Raw genomic sequence first — 18,653 nt, 5'->3', positions numbered from 1 at the left:
TCCTAAATTTTAGATTATTAAAAAACCTTTCTCTCAATTTGTAGTATTGGTCTGATCAGTTTTTTGATCTAAATTTACGATTTGACATGATAATTTCATCAATTTTGCAAATAAATGGACTTAACAGGGATTAGAACTAACAAGCGACAAAATTTGATCAATTGTAGGTGGAATACCAAGGGGATTTCTTACATATAACGAGGCAGCCCCATTTGCAAATTGGAGCCTTGTACAAGCATCAAGTCCTACAAGATACCCAGCAATGTTTGCAGCATCCCATACATCTCCTGCACCAGTAACAAATTTTGGCTCTACCAGAAAAGAGGTAGCAAACTCTACATGATCCCCATCTGACCAGTATGATCCATTTGTGGTGTGAAGATCTATTGATACAGAGTAAGACTTGGCAAGTTTTTGTATAAGTCTTTTTGTCTTTTCTTCTCCTGAGACCATGCCAAGACCAGACTGCTGTAGGAGGATATTGCATTCATTCTCATTTAGACATAGAGAATCCAAATAAGTTGAGAGTCTTGGCAATGCACTTGCAAACTCCTTTGCTCTTGTTTGAATATCGGCAGGATCCAGAAAATGAAGTGCAGAAACAGACTTGGAAAATACAAATTCTGAAAGATCAGTTCCTTTTTTGTTGCTTGCCCAATTTGTTACAATCACTGCAGATGCATTCGTAATTTCATCTTGTTCTTTTTGTCCGAGTTTTTCAGGTCCAAAGTTTTCATTGTCTCCAAGATCAGAGATCATTACATTTGCAATATCTTTACCATTATCAAGCTCAAGGGATGTTGTGCGTCCTGGTCTTCCCTCAAGTACAAAAAGAGATGCAGTATCAAATTGTGAAAAACTTTCTTTGATGATATTTTGTCCTGTCTTGTCTGCAATTGTGATTAGTGATACTGGACAACCAAGTCTTGCAAGAGCATACGCCACATTTGTTGCATTCCCTCCTTTTAGATCTGTTTGCGGTATTCCACGAATGCTTCCACCAAGATTACTTTTTTCCAAAACTTGTTTGTAGAGTAGATCAGGATTTTTTATCCTGATTATTCTATCCAAGAAAAAATCATTTAGAACAACAACAGGATGAACTTGTTTTAGATTTTGTAGTTCTTCAAACATGAAGAGATTTAGCCCATTGGTGGAGGACCACGTCCGCCCTTGGCTCCAGATGAAGCAATGACATCATCAATTCGGAGTATCATACATGCTGCCTCTGTTGCAGATTTTATTATCTGCTCTTTTACTGCAACTGGTTCGATGATATCAATTGAAAACATGTCTGCAACTCTAGTATTTCTTGCATCTATACCTGTCCATTTCTTTCCTTGACTATGTTTGGCACGGATTGTAACCATAGTATTGATTGGATCCATTCCTGCATTTTCTGCAATTGTCAATGGAATAACCTCAAGTGCCTCCGCATATTTTTTAATTGCAAGTTGTTCTCTTCCCTCAAATTTATCTGCCCATTCCTTTAGGTTTGAAGCAAGGAATTCTTCAGGAGCACCACCACCAGCTACTACTGCTGGTTTTTCAATGACATCCTTTACAACCATCAATGAGTCGTGCATGGATCTATCAACCTCATCAACAACTCTTTGGGAGCCTCCCCTTAGCAATAATGTAATAGCTTTCGGATTCTTACAACCTTCAATGAATACCCATTTGTCTGTCTCTACTTTTCTTTGTTCTACAAGTTCTGCGGCGCCAAGGTCTTTTGCAGTCATGTCATCAATATTGCTGCTTATTCTTCCTCCCGTTGCCTTGGAAAGTTTTGTCATATCACTTTCTTTTACTCTTCGAACTGCAAGTATTCCTTGTTTAGCCAAATAGTGTTGTGCGATGTCATCAATACCTTTTTGGCATACAAGCACATTTGCACCAATTTGATGAATCTTGTCTACCATTGACTTTAGCATTCTATTTTCTTCTTCAAGGAACATTTGCATTTGAGTAGGATCACTGATTCTTATTTCTGCACTCATCTCTGTCTTTTCAATCTCTAGTGCAGAGTTTAGTAGAGCAATCTTTGCCTTTTCAATCTTAGTTGGCATGCCACTGTGTACGACCTCTTTGTCAAGTACTATACCTTTGATAAATTGAGTATTTCTAATAGATCCGCCTGCTTTCTTTTCTACCTTGATGTTGTCAAGGTCTACCTTGTGTCCTTCTGTTTCTTTTTCTACAACTTGCAATATAGAGTCAACTACAAGTTTTGATAATAGATCACTATCTTCTGAGATAAGTTTTGATTGCATGCTGGTTTTTGCAATCTTGAGCAAAATTTCTTTTTCATTTGGACTAACTTGTTTGGCCATTTCTGTAAGAAGTAAAAGAGCTTTTTCTGCAGCTGCTTGATATCCTTCAATTATTACCGTTGCATGAACATCCTTTTCCAGAAGCTCTTCAGCTTTTGCCAACAATGATCCACCAAATACTACAGAAGATGTAGTACCATCGCCTACTTCATTATCAACAGTCTTTGAAATCTCAACCATCATTTTTGCAGCAGGATGTTGAACATCAATTTCTTTTAGTATCGTAGCACCATCATTTGTAATCGTAACATCACCTAGTGAATCAACAAGCATCTTGTCCATTCCTCGTGGACCAAGACTTGTCCTTACAAGTTCTGCAACTAGCTTTGCTGCAGCAATGTTATTCTTTTGTGCATCTCTTCCCTTTTGCTGCAATGCACTTTCTTTTAACACTAGTACTGGTCCTTGTGGTGTTTGTTGAATAGACGCCAAAATTAATCCCTTATTTCGTGTAATTAATTGCCCCTTTTAATACCTTATCGGTTAAGAATCTTCAGATATTTTCTATTTTTAACATCAACCACACCTGTATACAAGATTCGTATCTCAGGCAATGCAAGAAAGGGTAAGAAAAGAGGTATCAGGTGAGGATTCCTGAATTTACAGCCATTATCTGCCAATTTTGAATCAATGTCAGAATATTCATCTAGTGTTTTTTCAAATGGAGATATAGAAATCAGACCAGCAAGAGGCAATGAAAATTTACTTAGAATTTTGTTATCCTTTGCAACCAACATACCTCCCTGCATCTTTACTAGATTGTTTGCAACAAATGCCATATCACTTTCATTTGATCCAATCACAATCATGTCATTTTCATGGAAACTCTGAGTGCATCCAAATGCTCCTATGTCAGCACCAAGATTTCTCAAAAATGCCACTGTTTTTTTTCCAGTTCCATAAGTTCTATCTATTGCAGCTACTTTCCAAATATCCTTGTCATATGATGATGCAACATTACCATCTTGTACTCGTAATTCTTCATTATCCATCTTTGTTATGATTTCAGTATCAAGTCTTATGACTAGCACTTGTTCAGAGTTGTTCTTGCTTTTTATGATAAAGTCCTTTTCCTTAAATTTGGTTCCAGTTTTTACAGTTTTTTTCATCCAGTTTGGAATAACAACTCTTGGCAAGTCTGTCACCACGCGGTTGTGTGCAACCACCAATTTTCCTCCAACAAAGACTTTGTCAGGCATTATTCTTTCCAGATCATCTAGCACAAGAATATCGGCTAATTTACCTGGAGCAATTGCTCCCAAATCTTTGCCCATTCCATAATATTCAAAGGAGTTCTTTGAAGCAATTGTAATAGCATCAATTGGATCCATACCCAGAGAGATGGCTTTTCTTACACAATGATCAATTAGGCCATATTCTACAATGTCCTTTGGTGTAACACCGTCAGTGCAGAACATGAGTCTATCCAAGTATGTTTTATTAGATAATACACTAGGCAGAATTTTATCAAGATCACGTCTTATGGAACCCTCTCTCATCATGACCCACATTCCAAGTCGTAGTCTTTCCAGGACTTGGTCATAGTCGATTGGTTCATGACAAGAAAATATTCCAGAGGCAATGTATGCATTTAGTTTTTTGTCACTTGCACCTGCAGTATGACCATTAATGATTCCGCCATTTTTCAACATGTTAGTTATACTTGTAATTGTACTAGGGTCTTGGGTCGTAACTCTAGTCCATGAAAATACTTCTCCAAGGCCTATCACATTTTCTATTTTTAGTCCATCAAGTTCTTCTTTTTTTGTCAATGTTCTTGCGTGGCTGAATTTTCTATCAACTGGTAATCCACCGGGAACTACATGGTAGAATCGCATTGGCAATCCTTGGGTTAATTTAACAAATTCTTTGAATCCTCTAAAACCACAAACACTGACAATGTCTATTGGGTCTGCAAACAAAGAGGTAGTTCCTGACAGGAGTGATTTTTTTGCAAGCTCCGACGGAAGCAAATACTGATCTATGTGTATATGAGGATCTACAAATCCAGGCGCGATATATTTGCCCTGTAGATCCATAATTACAGTACCTTCTCCTGCAGTATGCGATGCATCTTTTCCCACATATGCAATTCTATCTTTTTTTATTGCTACATGAATTTCAGGTACAATTTCTCTTGAATAGACATTTACTAGTTTACAGTTCTTTAGAACAATGTCTGCTTTGCTCTCACCCATGGCTACTGCATTAAGTGATGAAATCATGGAGGCAAGTGAATTGGCCTTCATAGAAAAGATGTAATTGACTATACTATTAAAGCGATGTTTAAATTACGGTCAACGCAGCTCATTTTTTATGAATATGCCAAAGGAGATCAACAGGTATTGCCCTAAGTGTAAAAAGCATACTTTACACAAGGTCTCCATATACAAGGCAGGGAAGAGAAGAGGTTCTGCAATAGGTGAAAGAAGACACGCCGAGGATAAGAAGGGATATGGTGGTCAGAAATTCCCCAAATTGGCAAAGCCAGCAAAAACAACTAAAAAACTTACACCAATCATGACATGTCCAGAATGCAAGAAAAAATGGAATGTATCAGGTATTAGATTAAGAAAATTGGAGCTTGTTGCATAATGAAGAAAGCACACATTTGGATACCAAAGCCCGGAAGCAAGTTCCAGAGAGTTCAATGCAAGGAATGCGGAGAAGAGAGCGTTGTATATTCACATGTTTCTTCAACAGTAACATGTAAAGCATGTGGCAACACACTAGCAGAACCTACAGGATCTGTTGCAAAAATAAATGGCAAAGTTTTAGGTAGTGCAGATTAAGTCATATTCTTTTTCAGTATTAAGATTAACAGATATTCTCTTATCATCAAGAATCACATATGATTCAGGTACAGATTGCATTTTTTTTGTTTGTACTGGATTTACTATAGATATTCCAGTATAAGCACAATTTTCTCCATTGTATTCTATAAAAAATTCAGAATCAAGACCCAGCGATTTTAGAAAATCTTTTCGTACAAGTATGCTTGTCCACACATTTTTTATATTTACCAAATTAATGATTTTTTTAATAATTTCAGAATCTAAGAGAGGTAGGTCTCCAGAGGTTACAAAAACTAGTTCATCAAATTTGGATAATGATTCTCCAAGATCATTAGAATACCCATCACCTTTGGCATCAAAGATCTCAATTCCTAGACTAGAAACAAATTCTCTTGTTTTTGGTGCATTATTACTTGTAACGCATACAATCTTGGAAAATAATTTAGAATTATCGAGTGCATTTATCACATGTTCTATCAGTGGTTTTTTATATTTTAGAAGAAGCTTTTCTTCTCTAGATTGCATTCTAGTGCCTTTACCACCGCACATCACAAGCCCAATCATGTCGATGCAAAGATCAAAAGAGACGCTAATCGTACTAGTTCATTACTTGCCCCAAAGACATCGCCTGAGATTCCTCCAAAACTTTTCTTTGCAATAGCAAGCATCAAAAAAGACAGTCCAATACAAGATATTACTACAATTATGCCTGTAACCCCTCCCAAAACCAATGTTGGTGTTATTGCAAGAACCATTGCAGTAGCAAGTTTTTTCGGATCCTTCATAAATTGAGTAAATGGAGAGCTTAGTCCTGGCCAGGCAGACATGCCCCTATTTGCTTGGATAACCATTGAAAGTTTGGCCATTAATTCACTTAGTAAGATTGCTTCAAACAATACAAGACCTTTCATCATTGAAATACCAATTATCATTCCTGCTGCATACAGCACAATTGTGATCACTCCTGCGGAGCCAACTGCTGGATCCCTCATTGCTTTGAGTTTTTTTTCTTTTGTTCCTTTTGCCATTATTCCATCTGCAAAATCACAAAGTGCATCTGTGTGATGTATTCCTGTGATTATAGTAATAGCACCAGTCAATACAAGACCTGTGATTAATGGATGAGCAAATAAAGATAGGCCGTAACCTGCAGCACCAATTATCAATCCTATCAAAGAACCAGCAACTGGAAATAGATACATATTTTTTGCAACAGTGTCCAGTTCACTATTCTTAGAAGGTATGATTGTAAGAAATGAAACTACAGATGAAATTGCCTTAAACATTGAACCACCAGCCAATAGATGACAAGATAATAATTACAGGTATTGTGAAACATAAAGTAAACATAATACTAGTTAGTTTCATTATAGAGATTGCAGACTTGAAATGCATTTCAGTAATTACTGAATTTCCATCACCTAATACATAATGCTCTATCTTTTCAAACTTGATTCCCAATGCACCTGCCAATGTAGCCATAGGGTATCCAGCATTAGGACTCTCAGTCTTTGGGCCATCTCTTTTCATTATATGTATAGAATGTCTCCAGTCTTTCTTTAGAATAATACAAGAAAGTATCATTACAAGACTGGTAAGCCTAGATGGAAGAAAGTTTAATGCCTTATCACAATTGGCAGCAAACCAGCCGACGTTTCTAAATATATCTGTCTTATATCCAACCATAGAGTCTGCTGTGTTTATAGTCCTGTAAACAAACGCACCGATTAGACCAAAAAATGAAAAATAAAAAAGCGGTCCAGTTATTCCGTCAACAATATTCTCACTTATGCTCTCAAGAGTAGCAGAAATTACGTGCTGTTTGTCCAGATTCATAGTATCACGTTTTACTATCATAGATAGTTTTACTCGTGCCCCTTCTAGATCATTTTTAGATAAAGAATCCATAATGGCAGAAGCATGGCTTTCCATTCCCTTGATTGCAATAGTAGTTTTAAGAAGAATACCTGTAGCGATCACTCCTGTTATAACAAGTAATGTCTTGTAGATATTAGAATCAAGATTGTATATTTGATTCATGGATGACGAGAATAAAGATATTAAAACAGAGATAAGAATAACAATGAAAACAATTCCAAGTGTTCCATTGATTTTCTCATTTGTAGGATTTTGTGATCTTGTGTATGGAATAATTTTCCCAATTATTCTACCAATCCATACTGTAGGATGATATCTATTTTTTGGATCACCAAAAACAAGATCAAGCACAAGTGCAATGATGACTGCAATTATAGGTACAAACATCAATGAAGTAGACCTCGTATTTTTTTCATGTCAAGGTTTTTTTCCACAATTTTAGATAGATGGTTTATTTCCTTATCTAGTACGTTAAGATATTTGGTAGACCATGAGATTTGTTTTGGATTTGAGTGTAATGAGTCTTCATCAGGTATATCAAAGTCAATCAATGGAATTGTCCCAAAAACAGGTTTTCCGGTTTTCTTTTTTAGTACAGAATAGCTAGGATACAATATAGTCACATCTCCTCGAAATTTGTTTATTACAAATCCCTTGATAAATTTCTGATGCCTTTTTTCAAGAAGTGTTAGAGTTCCTACAATGCTTGCAAAACTTCCTCCCTTGTCAATATCAGTAACAAGAATTACAGGCGCTTTACAATATTCTGCCATTTTCATATTAGCAATGTCATATTGCTGTAGATTTATCTCAGCAGGAGAACCTGCCCCTTCCAGTATTACAATGTCATTTGTTTGTAATAGATGATCAAGTGAGTTTTTTGATTCTGTAAGACCCTTGTATAACGCAAATTTTTTGTAATAATCTTGTGCATGCATCTTACCATAAGAGATGCCTTTGACAAAGACATGGCTGTTGTAGTTTCCAAGAGGTTTTAGAAGAATAGGGTTAATCATAGGAGTTATCTCTGTTCTTGCTGCAATTGCCTGAATAGCCTGTGCCCGTGAAATTTCAAATTTTTCACCTACATATGAATAGGAAGACATATTTTGTGATTTGAATGGGGCTACTTTGTAGCCTTCATCAGAGAGAATTCTGCAAAGCGCAGTTACAAGAGTTGTTTTACCAGCTCCTGACGAGGTACCTTGTATCATCAAAGTTGATGCAGTCATTGTTCTTTTAGTGCCTCTATGAGCCTGATATTTTCTTTATGAGTTCTGATTGCAATTCGTATAAAACTACTATTCAATCCTCTAAATGTACTACAATCACGTACAAGAATATTTTTCTTCAACAATTTACTTTGTAATTTACTTGATGGAATATCGGATCGTATCAAAATAAAATTGGTTGCAGAATTGTAACAGGTAAATCCAGGAATGTTAGATATTGAGTTTATTAGAAATTTTGATTCTTTTTTTATTAGATTAAGCGTTTTTGGTATGTGTGATTTATCAGACAATGCCATTATTGCAGATTGTTGTGCAGTTCCACTGACATTCCACGGAATTTTTATTTTTTGTAAAATTTCAATGATTTTTTTATTTCCAATGCCATATCCAATCCGTAGTCCTGCAAGCCCAAAAGATTTTGTAAGTGATCTTAGGATAAAGAGATTGTCAAATTCTCGAAGGTATGATATGACACTCTCATTTGTATCTGGTACAAGCTCAATAAAGCATTCATCAAGAAACACCATTGCGGATTTATTATATGCAGATTCTATAATGCGCAATACATTTTGTTTTTTCAAAATAGATCCAGTAGGATTATTAGGGTTACATAAAAAAACACAATTTTTCTCAGAAATCATGTTGTTAAATTCATCCAAGTCTTTATTCAGATCCATCGTTTTGAAGAAATAGAGTTTAGCATTGTGTAGTTTTGCAGCAGATTCGTATTCACTAAACGTAGGAATAGGAATTAGTACATTTTGGTTTTTCAAAAATGCCGTACAATAATTGTAGATTATTTCAGTGGCACCATTACCCACCACGATTTGATTTTTTGAAATACCAATGAATTTTTGCAAAGCAGTTCTCAGTTCATTTGAGTCAGGATCAGGATAGATCGATATCTGCGAAAGATTTTTGAATGCATTTTTCACTGAGGGTGGAAATCCAAGTGGATTTACATTTGAGCTAAAATCTAGCAACTTAGGATTATGTTTTGGTCCAATTGAAAAGATACCTCCGTGAGAGGCTACTTTATGATTTGTTATAGCTTCTGGTACCCGAATTTTCACGTTTTTCAAATACGCATAACGGTATTTAGTTGTGCTTTGTTGCTAAAAGAATATTAATTGTATAAAGGGCTATTTTCTTCATGAAACGTGTAGCGATAATAGGAGTTACTGGCGCAGTAGGCCAGGAATTTGTTCTTGCATTAAATAAACATCCATGGTTTGAGGTTAAGCAGATAGCGGCATCAGAGAGATCAGCCAAGAAAAAGTTTGAGGATGCAATAAGAGACCCAAATACCGGCATCTTGAGATGGCACTTGCGTGAGCCTATTCCAGATTATGTAAAAAACATGACAATAGACGCAGTAGATGACATTAATCCAGAGAATTTTGATTTAATCTTCAGTTCTGTAGAAAGCGAAGCGGCAAGAGACATTGAAACAAAATTTGCAAAGCATGTACCAGTCATAAGTACTTCTGCCGCTTACAGATACGAAGCAGATGTACCAATATTAATTCCAGGAATAAATGATGATCATATAGGATTGCTAGATATTCAAAAAAAGAATAGAGGTTGGAAGGGATTTGTTGCACCATTACCAAATTGTACAACAACAGGACTTGCAATCACAATGAAACCACTTTTGGACAAATTTGGCGCTCAAAAGATAATCATGACATCTATGCAAGCAATGTCAGGAGCAGGTAGATCACCTGGTGTATCAGCATTAGACATTACTGATAACATCATTCCATACATACCAAAAGAAGAGGACAAGGTTAGACTAGAAACGGGAAAGATACTTGGTAAACTGGTAGATGGAAAGATTGATCCAGCAAAGATGAAGGTAAGTTGTACATGTACAAGGGTTCCAGTATTAGATGGTCATACTGAGAGTGTTTTCGTTGAAACTGCCACACATGTGGATCCTGAAACAGTAAAGAAAGCAATGAAAGAATTCTCAAACAGCGTGAGTGTAACAGGTTTACCATCAGCCCCAAAAGAGTACTTGATGGTAAATGAAGATCCCACAAGGCCACAGCCAAGACTTGATAGAGAGATAAACGAAGGAATGACTACAGTGGTAGGAAGATTAAGAGAAGATACAGTATTTGATAATGGAATCAAGTATGTATTATTCTCACATAATGAAAAAATGGGTTCTGCAAAAGGAGCAGTTCTCTTAGCGGAAATGCTATACAAGAAAGGCTACATATAGAAACTTCTAAAATTATAGAAATTTTACACTAATAACTTAATAAGATCCATTTATTCACAATAATCTGTATTTTGATGACAAAAGTTGATGATTTAGATATGATAATTTTATCAGAATTATCACAGGATGCCAACATATCAGTTCCGAGAATCTCAAAAAAGATCAATGTAAACTCATCTGTAGTATACAGTCGAATTAAGAGATTAATTAAGAGAAAACTCATTGAACGTTTTACCATAGTAGTAAATGATAGAGAATTAGGTTACACGGTAAAAGCACTTACCGGAATTAACATGGACTCTAAGATGAGAGATAATGTAATCGAAGAATTAATGAAGATTCCAGAGGTAAGAGAAATTTCCGAGGTTACGGGTAGATTCGATATAATTGTGACCATGTATGCTAAAAATCTAGATGAGATGCACCGACTGATATCTGAGAGACTTGGGCGAATTCAAGGAGTTCAGCGTTCCGAGAGCTTTATTGAGATGAAAAGAACTACAAAACCCATGCCTTACAAACCTGCAAAATAACTGGTGCCTTTTCAACCTATAAATAAGTAATAAGATCCAAATGGAAGTAAGAGTGTGCTAACAACAAAAGCTAGTTCAAGAATTAAGGTATACTACGAGGTTACCAAACCAAAGATATGGTATCTCCTTGTTTTCACTGCAATAGGAGCAGCCCTCACGGCATCGAATTTGTATCATATTCCAATATCACCTCTAACTTGGATTTTGGTTACAGGGGGTGTAATTGCAGGTTCTGCAGCAGCAAATACGCTAACAAACTACAATGATAGAGACATAGATGCAATAATGGAACGAACTAAGGAAAGACCCATTCCAAGTAGAAGAATTTACCCAGCCAAAAAGGCATTATATTTCGGATTAATACTTGCTGCAATTTCTCTAGTATGCGCCTTTGCCATTAATACATGGGCGGGAATTTTTATGGCATTTGGATTAGCAGATAACATTTTGGTTTACAGTAAACTTCTCAAAAGAAGAAGTAGAACAAATATTGTTCTAGGAGGATTTTCTGGAGGAGCTCCTGCAATGATTGGATATGTTGCTGTGACAACCACTGGACTATGGGATTTGGGATTAGTAATGGCAGGATTAGTTTTTGTCTGGATTCCTATGCACATATGGAGCCTTACATTACATGTAAAAGAAGATTATAACAAAGTTAATGTGCCAATGTTGACCGCAGTCGAATCAGAAAAGACGTCAGTTCGTGTAATTGCAGGAACTACGTTAATGATGGTTCTCTTCAGCATACTTCCATTTTTCATGGTAGGGACATCTGGAAAACATCTCTTTCATGAGGTATACCTGTACACTGCAATTGTGTCAGGCGCAATAATGTTTGCACTAAGTGTTTGGCTTCTTGTAAAACCATCAGAGAAAGCATCATGGACACTATTCAAATTTTCAAGCCCATATCTTGCAATATTGTTTATTGCATTAATGATTGATTCTGCACTTTGAATTTTTTATTTAATGTAATTTTTTAATGATAATTTATCAGCACCGGGAATCTTTGCAATCTCAAATCCTTCTGATCTCTTTGAGAATGATTTTGTTGCATCTACACCCATTTTAGTAGTAAGAAGATTTTTTTGATCACTTGATGGATCTAGGCTCGAACCTCGTACTTTTGGTATTATCACTAGATCTGTATCCGCTTGAAACCTTGTAGCCATTGCATATTCTACAGCAACAGGATCTGACGGATCAATGTCATCATCTACAACTACCACATTCTTAAGTGAACGGTGGGCTGCAAAAGTAGCATCAATTGCTTTTTTTGGATCAGATTCGTGTTTCTTTGAGATTTGAATTACTGCATGTAGCCATTTACAGCCACCTTCTGTGAGAACTACATTCTTGGTTTGTGGTAGGACATGTTTTAGTTCCTTGTTTATTTTTGCTTCAATAGGCATTCCCATGAGTAATTGATGTTCTCCAAAACCTGCCAATATATCATGAAATATAGGATTATCTCTAAAGTAAATTCTCTCAAGTTCAAAAACAGGTTGTTCTCTTTTGAAATCATATGTACGAAGCATTTCTACCATCCATTCTTTGTGAGTCTTGTCCTGGAGAATTTTTCCCTCAATTATTATTTCAGATTCTGAAGGTACACTCATTTGGGAATATGGTAATTTTGAGAGAGTAAGTTTTTTGTCAAGCAATTCATTTGCAATCTCAAGTTCATCTTTTCCCCAATCTGCTTGATATGCTCCCGCTATTGAAATTGCTGGATGTACACCTATAGATATGGCAACTTTCAGGTCTTCACCATGTTCTTTTGCATGAACAAAAGTCCTGTGAAGATGCCTACCTTCAACCATTCTTATTGAGAAGTGTTTTTCATCAATTCTCAATAATCTGTTAAATGAAGAGTTCTGTGTACCCATTTCTTGGTTTTTTGTATATATGATTGAAGATGTGATAAAGGGACCAGGTTCCTTTTCAAAATGTGTGATTATTGGAAGTGTAAATAGATCTCGTGATTGGTTTTCCATGAACTTTGCTTTTGGGATAAGTTTCGGTTTTGATGCATGTTTTATAGCAGAAATTACTTTTGTGTGTATTTTGTCTTCGGTAGAACCTACTGCATATGCAAATCTTTTTCTGGTTCCAACCAAGTTTGAGACCACACGAAATTTAGTATCTCGGACATTTTCAAACAAAAGTGCTTTTGAACCGTCCACCTTGGAAGTCACAGCAGCAATCTCAAATTTAGTTGAGACTTTCTTTTTTATTACTGCCAATTCACCCTTTTTGTCCAGAATATCTAGATAGCCCCTCATATCCCAAGTCATTTCTTAATAATCTCCATTAGTTCGTTCATTAGAATCTTCATACTATCCAGATCTAAATCTTTTTCAATATTTAATGAAAATATAGTGATTCCATTTATGGTTGAAGCTACACGCTCTGAAACCATTTTTAGAAAAAGTGTATCAAATTTTGATGGTATAACAGTAGCAGTGCTAACTCTGCCAGTTGAACCAATAGAAACTATTAGCGATCCTATCTTTTCTTTTCCCTCTGATATAGAAATAAAATTCCCATTATCATAGGGAACTGTCTGTACCAGAAAATCTCGATGATTCACCTTGACGGTTTTTTTTACATAACCGACTTGTGATATCAACAGTTTACTTCAGCTTACTAGACCTATATTGCTACCGGCGTAACTGCTACTTTTTTTGCAGCAGCCTTGACCGTCTTAGCTTTTGTAGTCTTTGCCTTGGCAGTTTTTGTCTTCTTTGCAGACTTGACTGCTATTGGCTCTAGCTCTATTTCTTCTACTTCTGCAGCCTTAACAGCAACAGCTTCTAGTTGATCAGCTTCGACTCTAGCTCTTAGTTTTGCTTTGTACTTGAGGTTTCGTGGTTTAGTTCTTAGTCTGTATCCACAGCAGGGACACCAAAGACCCTCCCATTTTATGAAAATTTCACAAATTTGGCATCTTTTTTGTCCTGATGCGTAACGACCAGTTCCTACTGGCTTCTGTGCCTTGTATCTTGTGCATATGCCTTTACATGTCATATGTTGTTACCTGCAACCATATAGTAATAGTAAATATTTAAGCATGGATCTAAAATTTTTATAATTTTAATTCAATCTTATTGAAATAATTATCATTGATCTACAACCTCTATTGAGAGGTTTTCAAGAAAAAAATGAAAAACAGTATAAATATCTACCTATATTTCACATCTTACAAAAATGATCATCTTTAAATGAAAGATCCCAAGTTTTTTAACGATTTTCGCATTTTTCAACCAATTCTAGAAAGTGGTAGAACAAGATGCCGGTAACCTTCTCTTTGTGTAATATATCTAGCAGATATCTTGTCTCGCGCACCGCGTTTGTTGTATTTTTTTATCTTCAATGATGTTTTACGTTCATCCACAAATTCTAACTCAAAATGCGAACAGAACCTTAGGTTCAGAGAGTTTGTTATATGTATAGCAATTTTCATGTTACCATTACCCACCTTGACAATTTTTCGAGGAGCATTAATTCCTACCATGATCTTGACAATATGTGATACTAGTTCATCAACTGACGTATAGATAGAGCTCTCTATCTCTTTTTCATGATAAAATATTGACAATCCAATTCTATTTCCAGGATCAATTCCAATTATTAGAGAATTGTCGTTGATTCCTGATTGCAATTTTTCAACTATTTTTGCACGTATTATTGTAGGATGATAATTAAATTCATCATCCAAAAGAACTAGACTTGTTGGTATCCTAGAAGATTCATCAGTGGTAGTAAGTATCAATCTCTTATCAGAACTTGTTATTTCTTCTGGAAGTATAGAATCGTATGAAAGATCAAGTCTTCGTAATATATTTATGAATTTATAATATGATCTTCCTGATACCGTTGCCACTGCTATATTATTTTGTGGTGGGTATGATATGATTAACAATACTCTATTGAAAATTTAAAGATTGTTTCGTGTTGTTTTTTATCAATAAATTTCATTTAGTCGTCAATAGAAGTATTGCTCTTGCAAGATCTCCTTTTGCTTCAGTCAGAGCTTGAGTTGCTTTTTCAGGAGACACGTTGGCTTGTTGTGCAACAAGCATTATGTCATCCTGACTAAAGATAGGCACTTCAAGTTCTCTTTCTTCATAGCTTTCTGCAATTACTTGAAAAATAGAATTATCTTTTGCTTTCATTTCTGTGACAGACGGTTTTACAATGATAATCTCTTTTGTGTCTGTTTTTATTATGACTTCTTGAACATTTTGGATATCCTTCATTTCAAGACCCATTTTGTCCAACATTCTTCGCATTTCGCGATTTCCGCCACGCATCATATTACATCATACTCCGCTGTCTAGACTTTTTAAACTATCTCTGATCTTTATTGCTACACCTTTCTTAAATGACTTGATCATTCTTGTGGATAATACTGCTTTACCAACCGCAATTACTTTGCCGTTATGCAGAATAGGCACATCTCCTCCAATCAGTATATTTTTTCCACACCAAGTAACATGCTTACAGAAAACAGAGCTCCCCTGTTGAACAAATGCCTTTGATTCATCATCAATTTCAAGACAATTTTCTTTGAATTTCTTGCTTTTTAACAAAATTTGTGCGAAATAAGGCGTAATAGCAAGTCCCCCATCGGTTCTAAGAGTACAGAGTAGTACATCATTTTGAAATACATGCTTTATTCGTCCTGTATTTTTAGAATAAGAAATAGTTACATCTTTCGGAAGACATTTTGAGACTCCCTGTCCAAAGAGCGCATCAAGAGTACACTTGATTTTTAGTACAGAATCCATACAGTTTGACTAGTTTAGCCTGTTAATTATTTTTGCAATAAAATTAACCTATATAGTAAGTCCTAACAACTATATAGAATAAATCTCTATTTGTTATCAATGGTAGTAAATGAAGAAATGCGAAAAATACAATTCACAGGCAAGTCTTCGTACATTGTTTCATTACCAAAACAATGGATAATGGAAATGGGTTTGAAACAAGGAGACCAGGTTTCTGTAGTAAGACAAGGAGTTTCAAATTTACAAATAGTACCATTGAAACATCACAACAAACCAATAGGTACTGAAGAAGCTACAATTGAGATTAAACCAGAAGATGAAGATTCCACAATTGTTAGGAAGTTAATATCACTTTACCTGTTGGGATTTACCATAATCAATGTAAAATCAAAAATTGGAAGACTGAAACCTTCTCAAAGAAATTCCATAAAAGATGCAGTAAAGAGCATTTTGATGGGAACTGAGATCACTGCAGATTCTATTGAAGGCATAACTATTCAAGTACTCATTAATTTGTTTGAGCTTTCAGTAGATGGTGCATTAAAGAGAATGTTGATAATAGCAAAATCCATGTTAAATGATGCATTACTTTCTCAAGAAGAAGCAAATTTTGATTTAGCAAAAGAAGTCATAAACAGTGATGATGAAGTTGATAGATTCAGTTTTTACATAATGCGACAACTAAAGATAGCTATACAGAATGAACATATGTTAAGTGAAATGGGAATGGAAAGTCCATATCACTGCTTAGGATATAGACTAATAGTAAAAAATATTGAGCGAGTAGGAGATCATGCTACAGAGATAGCAAAAGATTTACTAGGATATAAGAAACCTATCAAGAAAACAGTATTAGAACCAATACATGAGATGAATCACTTTACCTTAACAGTCTTAGATGAAGCATGCTTATCTTTATTTAAAAAAGATGCTAATCAAGCAGAACAAACAGTACAGAAATCATCAGAAATTGTAAAATATGAGAAAAAGATTCAAGATAGTCTCAGATCATTAAAGGACACCGAGGAAATCTACAGAGTTAGAAGAATGAGTGAGAATATACGAAGGATATCAGAATATGCAAGTGATATAGCAGAAATTGTACTAGATGTAACAATAGAGAAAACTCTGCGAAAGCAATAAGATAGTCAGGAATGTCAATAAAATGTTGAAAGATTCTGCAATTCTCATTACTTATGATAACAAAGATTCACTAAAAGAAGCACTAGGATTATGTGATGCGGCAGGTTATGAAGTGCGCAAAATCATACAACAGAGAATTTTAAACAAATCAAAGTATGGACTTGGAGAAGGCAAAGTAGAAGAAATAAAGGAGATGCTAGGCAGCATTAAACCCGATGTCATAATATTTGATGAAATACTCAAGCCAAGCCAAAATTACAATTTAGCATCCACTTTAAAGACGAATATTCTAGATAGAGAAGCTCTAATTCTTGAGATCTTTGAGCGTAGAGCAAAAAGTTCAGAATCCACCTTACAGGTAAAGATGGCTCAACTCAGATATGAAATGTCAAGGGCCAAAGAGAAAGTGAGGTTGGCAAAGATGGGGGAACAACCAGGATTTATGGGCATAGGAAAATTTGAGGTGGACATTTATTTTAACGACATTAAAAATAGAATGAACAATGTAAAAACAAAATTAGCAAAATCATCAACACAACGAGCTCTTCACAGACAAGCAAGAAAGAGATTTGGGTTCAGGACAGTTTCTCTTGCAGGATATACATCTGCAGGAAAAACCACTCTCTTTAATGTTCTTACAGGAGAAGAAAGAGAAGAAAGCCCAAAACTTTTCACTACTCTTTCTACAACTACAAGAAAGATTACTCTGAAAAACTTGGAGGTCTTGATTTCAGATACAGTAGGTTTCATTAGTAGACTTCCGGCATACATGGTACAAGCATTCAAGTCAACTCTTGAAGAACTTGTTTATACAGATGTTGTCATAGTGGTTATAGATGTTAGTGATACAAGTTTGGAATTACGAAAAAAATTTAAAAGTTGTATATCGACATTAGATGAAATCGGTGTCAATAAAGACAAAATGATTTTTGCTCTTAACAAATCAGATTTGACATCAAAAGAAGAAATCATGGAAAAGGCAAATCTATTGGGTCTATCAGACAATAAGAGATGGCTAGCAATATCATCAACAACAGGATTTAATATTTCACAGTTAAAGACATTGATTTATCAAGCATTAGATAACACACCATTATTTGAGCAGAAAAATGAAATATCAAAGCCAAAAATTAGAATAGATTATGATGATTGAAGTTCTTCGTATAGGAACACGACTTGTCAGAGATGACAGGGTAACTACACATGTTACTCTTGTATCAAGAGCATTTGGAGCATCAAAGATATACATGTATGATGCAAATCCGGAGATTAAAGAAACTGTTTCCAAAGTAAACAAGATGTGGGGTGGTGATTTTGAAGTAGAAATCATCGAGAATTGGAAAGATGTCATAAAATTAAGAAAAAAAGATGGTTACAAAGTGATTCATTTAACAATGTATGGTGAAAATATCAACGATGTACAAGAACAAATAAGAAAAGAAGAGAAACTTCTAGTTGTAGTAGGTGCAGAAAAAGTTCCTAGAGAGGCATACGATATGGCTGATTATAATGTTGCAATAGGAAATCAACCTCATTCAGAGATTTCCGCTCTTGCGATATTACTTGACAGGGTATCACAAGGGCACCAACTTCAGAAAAAGTATTCAGGTGGAGAACGTGAAATAATACCTACAAAAAAAGGAAAAAAAGTAATAGACAAAACTACAATCTAAATTATCAACACAAAAAACAAGTTTAAAACCATTTGATTAA

Annotated in this window: 22 protein-coding genes; 8 read left to right on the top strand and 14 right to left on the bottom strand. The window is 35.3% G+C overall.

All coding sequences use genetic code 11. The features are described 5' to 3' along the window. Positions 1 to 120: 120 nt before the first annotated feature. The 3 genes from NSIN_RS02730 to NSIN_RS02720 are packed head-to-tail and all read right to left on the bottom strand — an operon-like array spanning position 121 to position 4,582. Entirely contained in the window at positions 121 to 1,134 is a 1,014-nt protein-coding gene (locus tag NSIN_RS02730) for a carbohydrate kinase family protein (protein ID WP_101009278.1), read from the bottom strand. Between the two features lie 8 nt (positions 1,135 to 1,142). Then, positions 1,143 to 2,765, bottom strand: a complete 1,623-nt coding sequence (gene thsB, locus NSIN_RS02725) for a thermosome subunit beta (protein WP_101009277.1) — start codon at positions 2,763 to 2,765, stop codon at positions 1,143 to 1,145. Between the two features lie 44 nt (positions 2,766 to 2,809). Continuing rightward, a complete protein-coding gene (locus NSIN_RS02720) occupies positions 2,810 to 4,582 on the bottom strand; it encodes an adenine deaminase (RefSeq protein WP_245871885.1) in 1,773 nt (590 codons plus the stop codon). A gap of 67 nt (positions 4,583 to 4,649) precedes the next feature. On the opposite strand from NSIN_RS02720, the gene NSIN_RS02715 reads away from it, so the two are divergent. Together NSIN_RS02715 and NSIN_RS02710 are read left to right on the top strand one after the other, a co-directional pair. After that, the gene (locus tag NSIN_RS02715; protein WP_101009276.1) at positions 4,650 to 4,928 is read left to right on the top strand and encodes a 50S ribosomal protein L44e; all 279 of its coding nucleotides are present in this window, start codon (positions 4,650 to 4,652) and stop codon (positions 4,926 to 4,928) included. Continuing rightward, positions 4,928 to 5,125, top strand: coding sequence for a 30S ribosomal protein S27e (locus tag NSIN_RS02710; RefSeq protein WP_101009275.1), 198 nt, complete (start codon positions 4,928 to 4,930; stop codon positions 5,123 to 5,125). The genes NSIN_RS02715 and NSIN_RS02710 overlap by 1 nt, the downstream gene beginning before the upstream one ends. Here NSIN_RS02710 and NSIN_RS02705 read toward each other — a convergent pair. The 5 genes from NSIN_RS02705 to cobD are packed head-to-tail and all read right to left on the bottom strand — an operon-like array spanning position 5,108 to position 9,311. Continuing rightward, positions 5,108 to 5,677 (bottom strand): NTP transferase domain-containing protein, encoded by a 570-nt coding sequence (locus NSIN_RS02705; protein WP_320410663.1) that lies wholly within the window; start codon positions 5,675 to 5,677, stop codon positions 5,108 to 5,110. The two genes, NSIN_RS02710 and NSIN_RS02705, sit on opposite strands and share 18 nt — an antisense overlap. Positions 5,678 to 5,688: 11 nt before the next feature. After that, positions 5,689 to 6,414 carry an adenosylcobinamide-GDP ribazoletransferase gene (gene cobS / locus NSIN_RS02700; RefSeq protein WP_101009995.1) on the bottom strand — a complete coding sequence of 242 codons (726 nt, stop codon included), beginning with the start codon at positions 6,412 to 6,414 and terminating at the stop codon, positions 5,689 to 5,691. Next, positions 6,407 to 7,393, bottom strand: a complete 987-nt coding sequence (locus NSIN_RS02695) for a cobalamin biosynthesis protein (RefSeq protein WP_320410662.1) — start codon at positions 7,391 to 7,393, stop codon at positions 6,407 to 6,409. Before NSIN_RS02695 ends, cobS begins: the two co-directional genes overlap by 8 nt. After that, on the bottom strand, positions 7,393 to 8,238 hold the full coding sequence (locus NSIN_RS02690) for a cobyric acid synthase (RefSeq protein WP_245871884.1): 846 nt from the start codon (positions 8,236 to 8,238) through the stop codon (positions 7,393 to 7,395). The genes NSIN_RS02695 and NSIN_RS02690 overlap by 1 nt, the downstream gene beginning before the upstream one ends. Beyond that, complete coding sequence (cobD, locus tag NSIN_RS02685) at positions 8,235 to 9,311, bottom strand: threonine-phosphate decarboxylase CobD (RefSeq protein WP_101009272.1); 1,077 nt, start codon at positions 9,309 to 9,311, stop codon at positions 8,235 to 8,237. The genes NSIN_RS02690 and cobD overlap by 4 nt, the downstream gene beginning before the upstream one ends. An 80-nt stretch (positions 9,312 to 9,391) precedes the next feature. Here cobD and asd point away from each other — a divergent pair, with 80 nt between their 5' ends. The 3 genes from asd (at position 9,392) to NSIN_RS02670 (ending at position 11,961) form a co-directional block, all read left to right on the top strand. Beyond that, entirely contained in the window at positions 9,392 to 10,468 is a 1,077-nt protein-coding gene (asd, locus tag NSIN_RS02680; protein ID WP_101009271.1) for an aspartate-semialdehyde dehydrogenase, read from the top strand. Positions 10,469 to 10,542: 74 nt separating this feature from the next. After that, positions 10,543 to 11,001: an Lrp/AsnC family transcriptional regulator gene (locus tag NSIN_RS02675; protein ID WP_101009270.1), complete on the top strand. Its 459-nt coding sequence runs from the start codon at positions 10,543 to 10,545 to the stop codon at positions 10,999 to 11,001. 54 nt (positions 11,002 to 11,055) lie between these two features. After that, the gene (locus NSIN_RS02670; RefSeq protein WP_101009269.1) at positions 11,056 to 11,961 is read left to right on the top strand and encodes a heme o synthase; all 906 of its coding nucleotides are present in this window, start codon (positions 11,056 to 11,058) and stop codon (positions 11,959 to 11,961) included. Between the two features lie 5 nt (positions 11,962 to 11,966). Here the strand turns inward: NSIN_RS02670 and NSIN_RS02665 are convergent, their stop codons facing one another. From NSIN_RS02665 to NSIN_RS02640, 6 genes are all read right to left on the bottom strand, one after another. After that, the gene (locus NSIN_RS02665) at positions 11,967 to 13,301 is read right to left on the bottom strand and encodes a UbiD family decarboxylase (protein WP_101009268.1); all 1,335 of its coding nucleotides are present in this window, start codon (positions 13,299 to 13,301) and stop codon (positions 11,967 to 11,969) included. Next, positions 13,298 to 13,636, bottom strand: a complete 339-nt coding sequence (locus NSIN_RS02660; protein ID WP_101009267.1) for a hypothetical protein — start codon at positions 13,634 to 13,636, stop codon at positions 13,298 to 13,300. Before NSIN_RS02660 ends, NSIN_RS02665 begins: the two co-directional genes overlap by 4 nt. A gap of 23 nt (positions 13,637 to 13,659) precedes the next feature. Then, positions 13,660 to 14,034 carry a hypothetical protein gene (locus NSIN_RS02655; protein WP_245871883.1) on the bottom strand — a complete coding sequence of 125 codons (375 nt, stop codon included), beginning with the start codon at positions 14,032 to 14,034 and terminating at the stop codon, positions 13,660 to 13,662. A 232-nt stretch (positions 14,035 to 14,266) separates the two neighbouring features. Beyond that, a complete protein-coding gene (locus tag NSIN_RS02650) occupies positions 14,267 to 14,890 on the bottom strand; it encodes a hypothetical protein (RefSeq protein ID WP_177346283.1) in 624 nt (207 codons plus the stop codon). Between the two features lie 91 nt (positions 14,891 to 14,981). Next, positions 14,982 to 15,323 carry a nascent polypeptide-associated complex protein gene (locus tag NSIN_RS02645; protein ID WP_101009266.1) on the bottom strand — a complete coding sequence of 114 codons (342 nt, stop codon included), beginning with the start codon at positions 15,321 to 15,323 and terminating at the stop codon, positions 14,982 to 14,984. A gap of 6 nt (positions 15,324 to 15,329) precedes the next feature. Beyond that, positions 15,330 to 15,797 carry a PUA domain-containing protein gene (locus NSIN_RS02640; protein WP_101009265.1) on the bottom strand — a complete coding sequence of 156 codons (468 nt, stop codon included), beginning with the start codon at positions 15,795 to 15,797 and terminating at the stop codon, positions 15,330 to 15,332. Between the two features lie 99 nt (positions 15,798 to 15,896). On the opposite strand from NSIN_RS02640, the gene NSIN_RS02635 reads away from it, so the two are divergent. Genes NSIN_RS02635 through NSIN_RS02625 form a run of 3 tightly spaced genes read left to right on the top strand, consistent with a single transcriptional unit; the run spans position 15,897 to position 18,613 of the window. Next, entirely contained in the window at positions 15,897 to 16,940 is a 1,044-nt protein-coding gene (locus NSIN_RS02635; RefSeq protein ID WP_101009264.1) for a phosphate uptake regulator PhoU, read from the top strand. Positions 16,941 to 16,962: 22 nt separating this feature from the next. Beyond that, complete coding sequence (hflX, locus tag NSIN_RS02630) at positions 16,963 to 18,093, top strand: GTPase HflX (RefSeq protein WP_101009263.1); 1,131 nt, start codon at positions 16,963 to 16,965, stop codon at positions 18,091 to 18,093. Continuing rightward, positions 18,083 to 18,613, top strand: coding sequence for a tRNA (cytidine(56)-2'-O)-methyltransferase (locus tag NSIN_RS02625; RefSeq protein ID WP_101009262.1), 531 nt, complete (start codon positions 18,083 to 18,085; stop codon positions 18,611 to 18,613). Before hflX ends, NSIN_RS02625 begins: the two co-directional genes overlap by 11 nt. Positions 18,614 to 18,653: the final 40 nt, after the last annotated feature.

The sequence above is a fragment of the Candidatus Nitrosotalea sinensis genome (genome assembly GCF_900143675.1).
Classification (GTDB): Archaea; Thermoproteota; Nitrososphaeria; order Nitrososphaerales; family Nitrosopumilaceae; genus Nitrosotalea; species Nitrosotalea sinensis.
The sequence above is the reverse complement of the archived record's forward strand: the minus strand, read 5'-3'. Positions and strand labels throughout refer to the sequence as shown.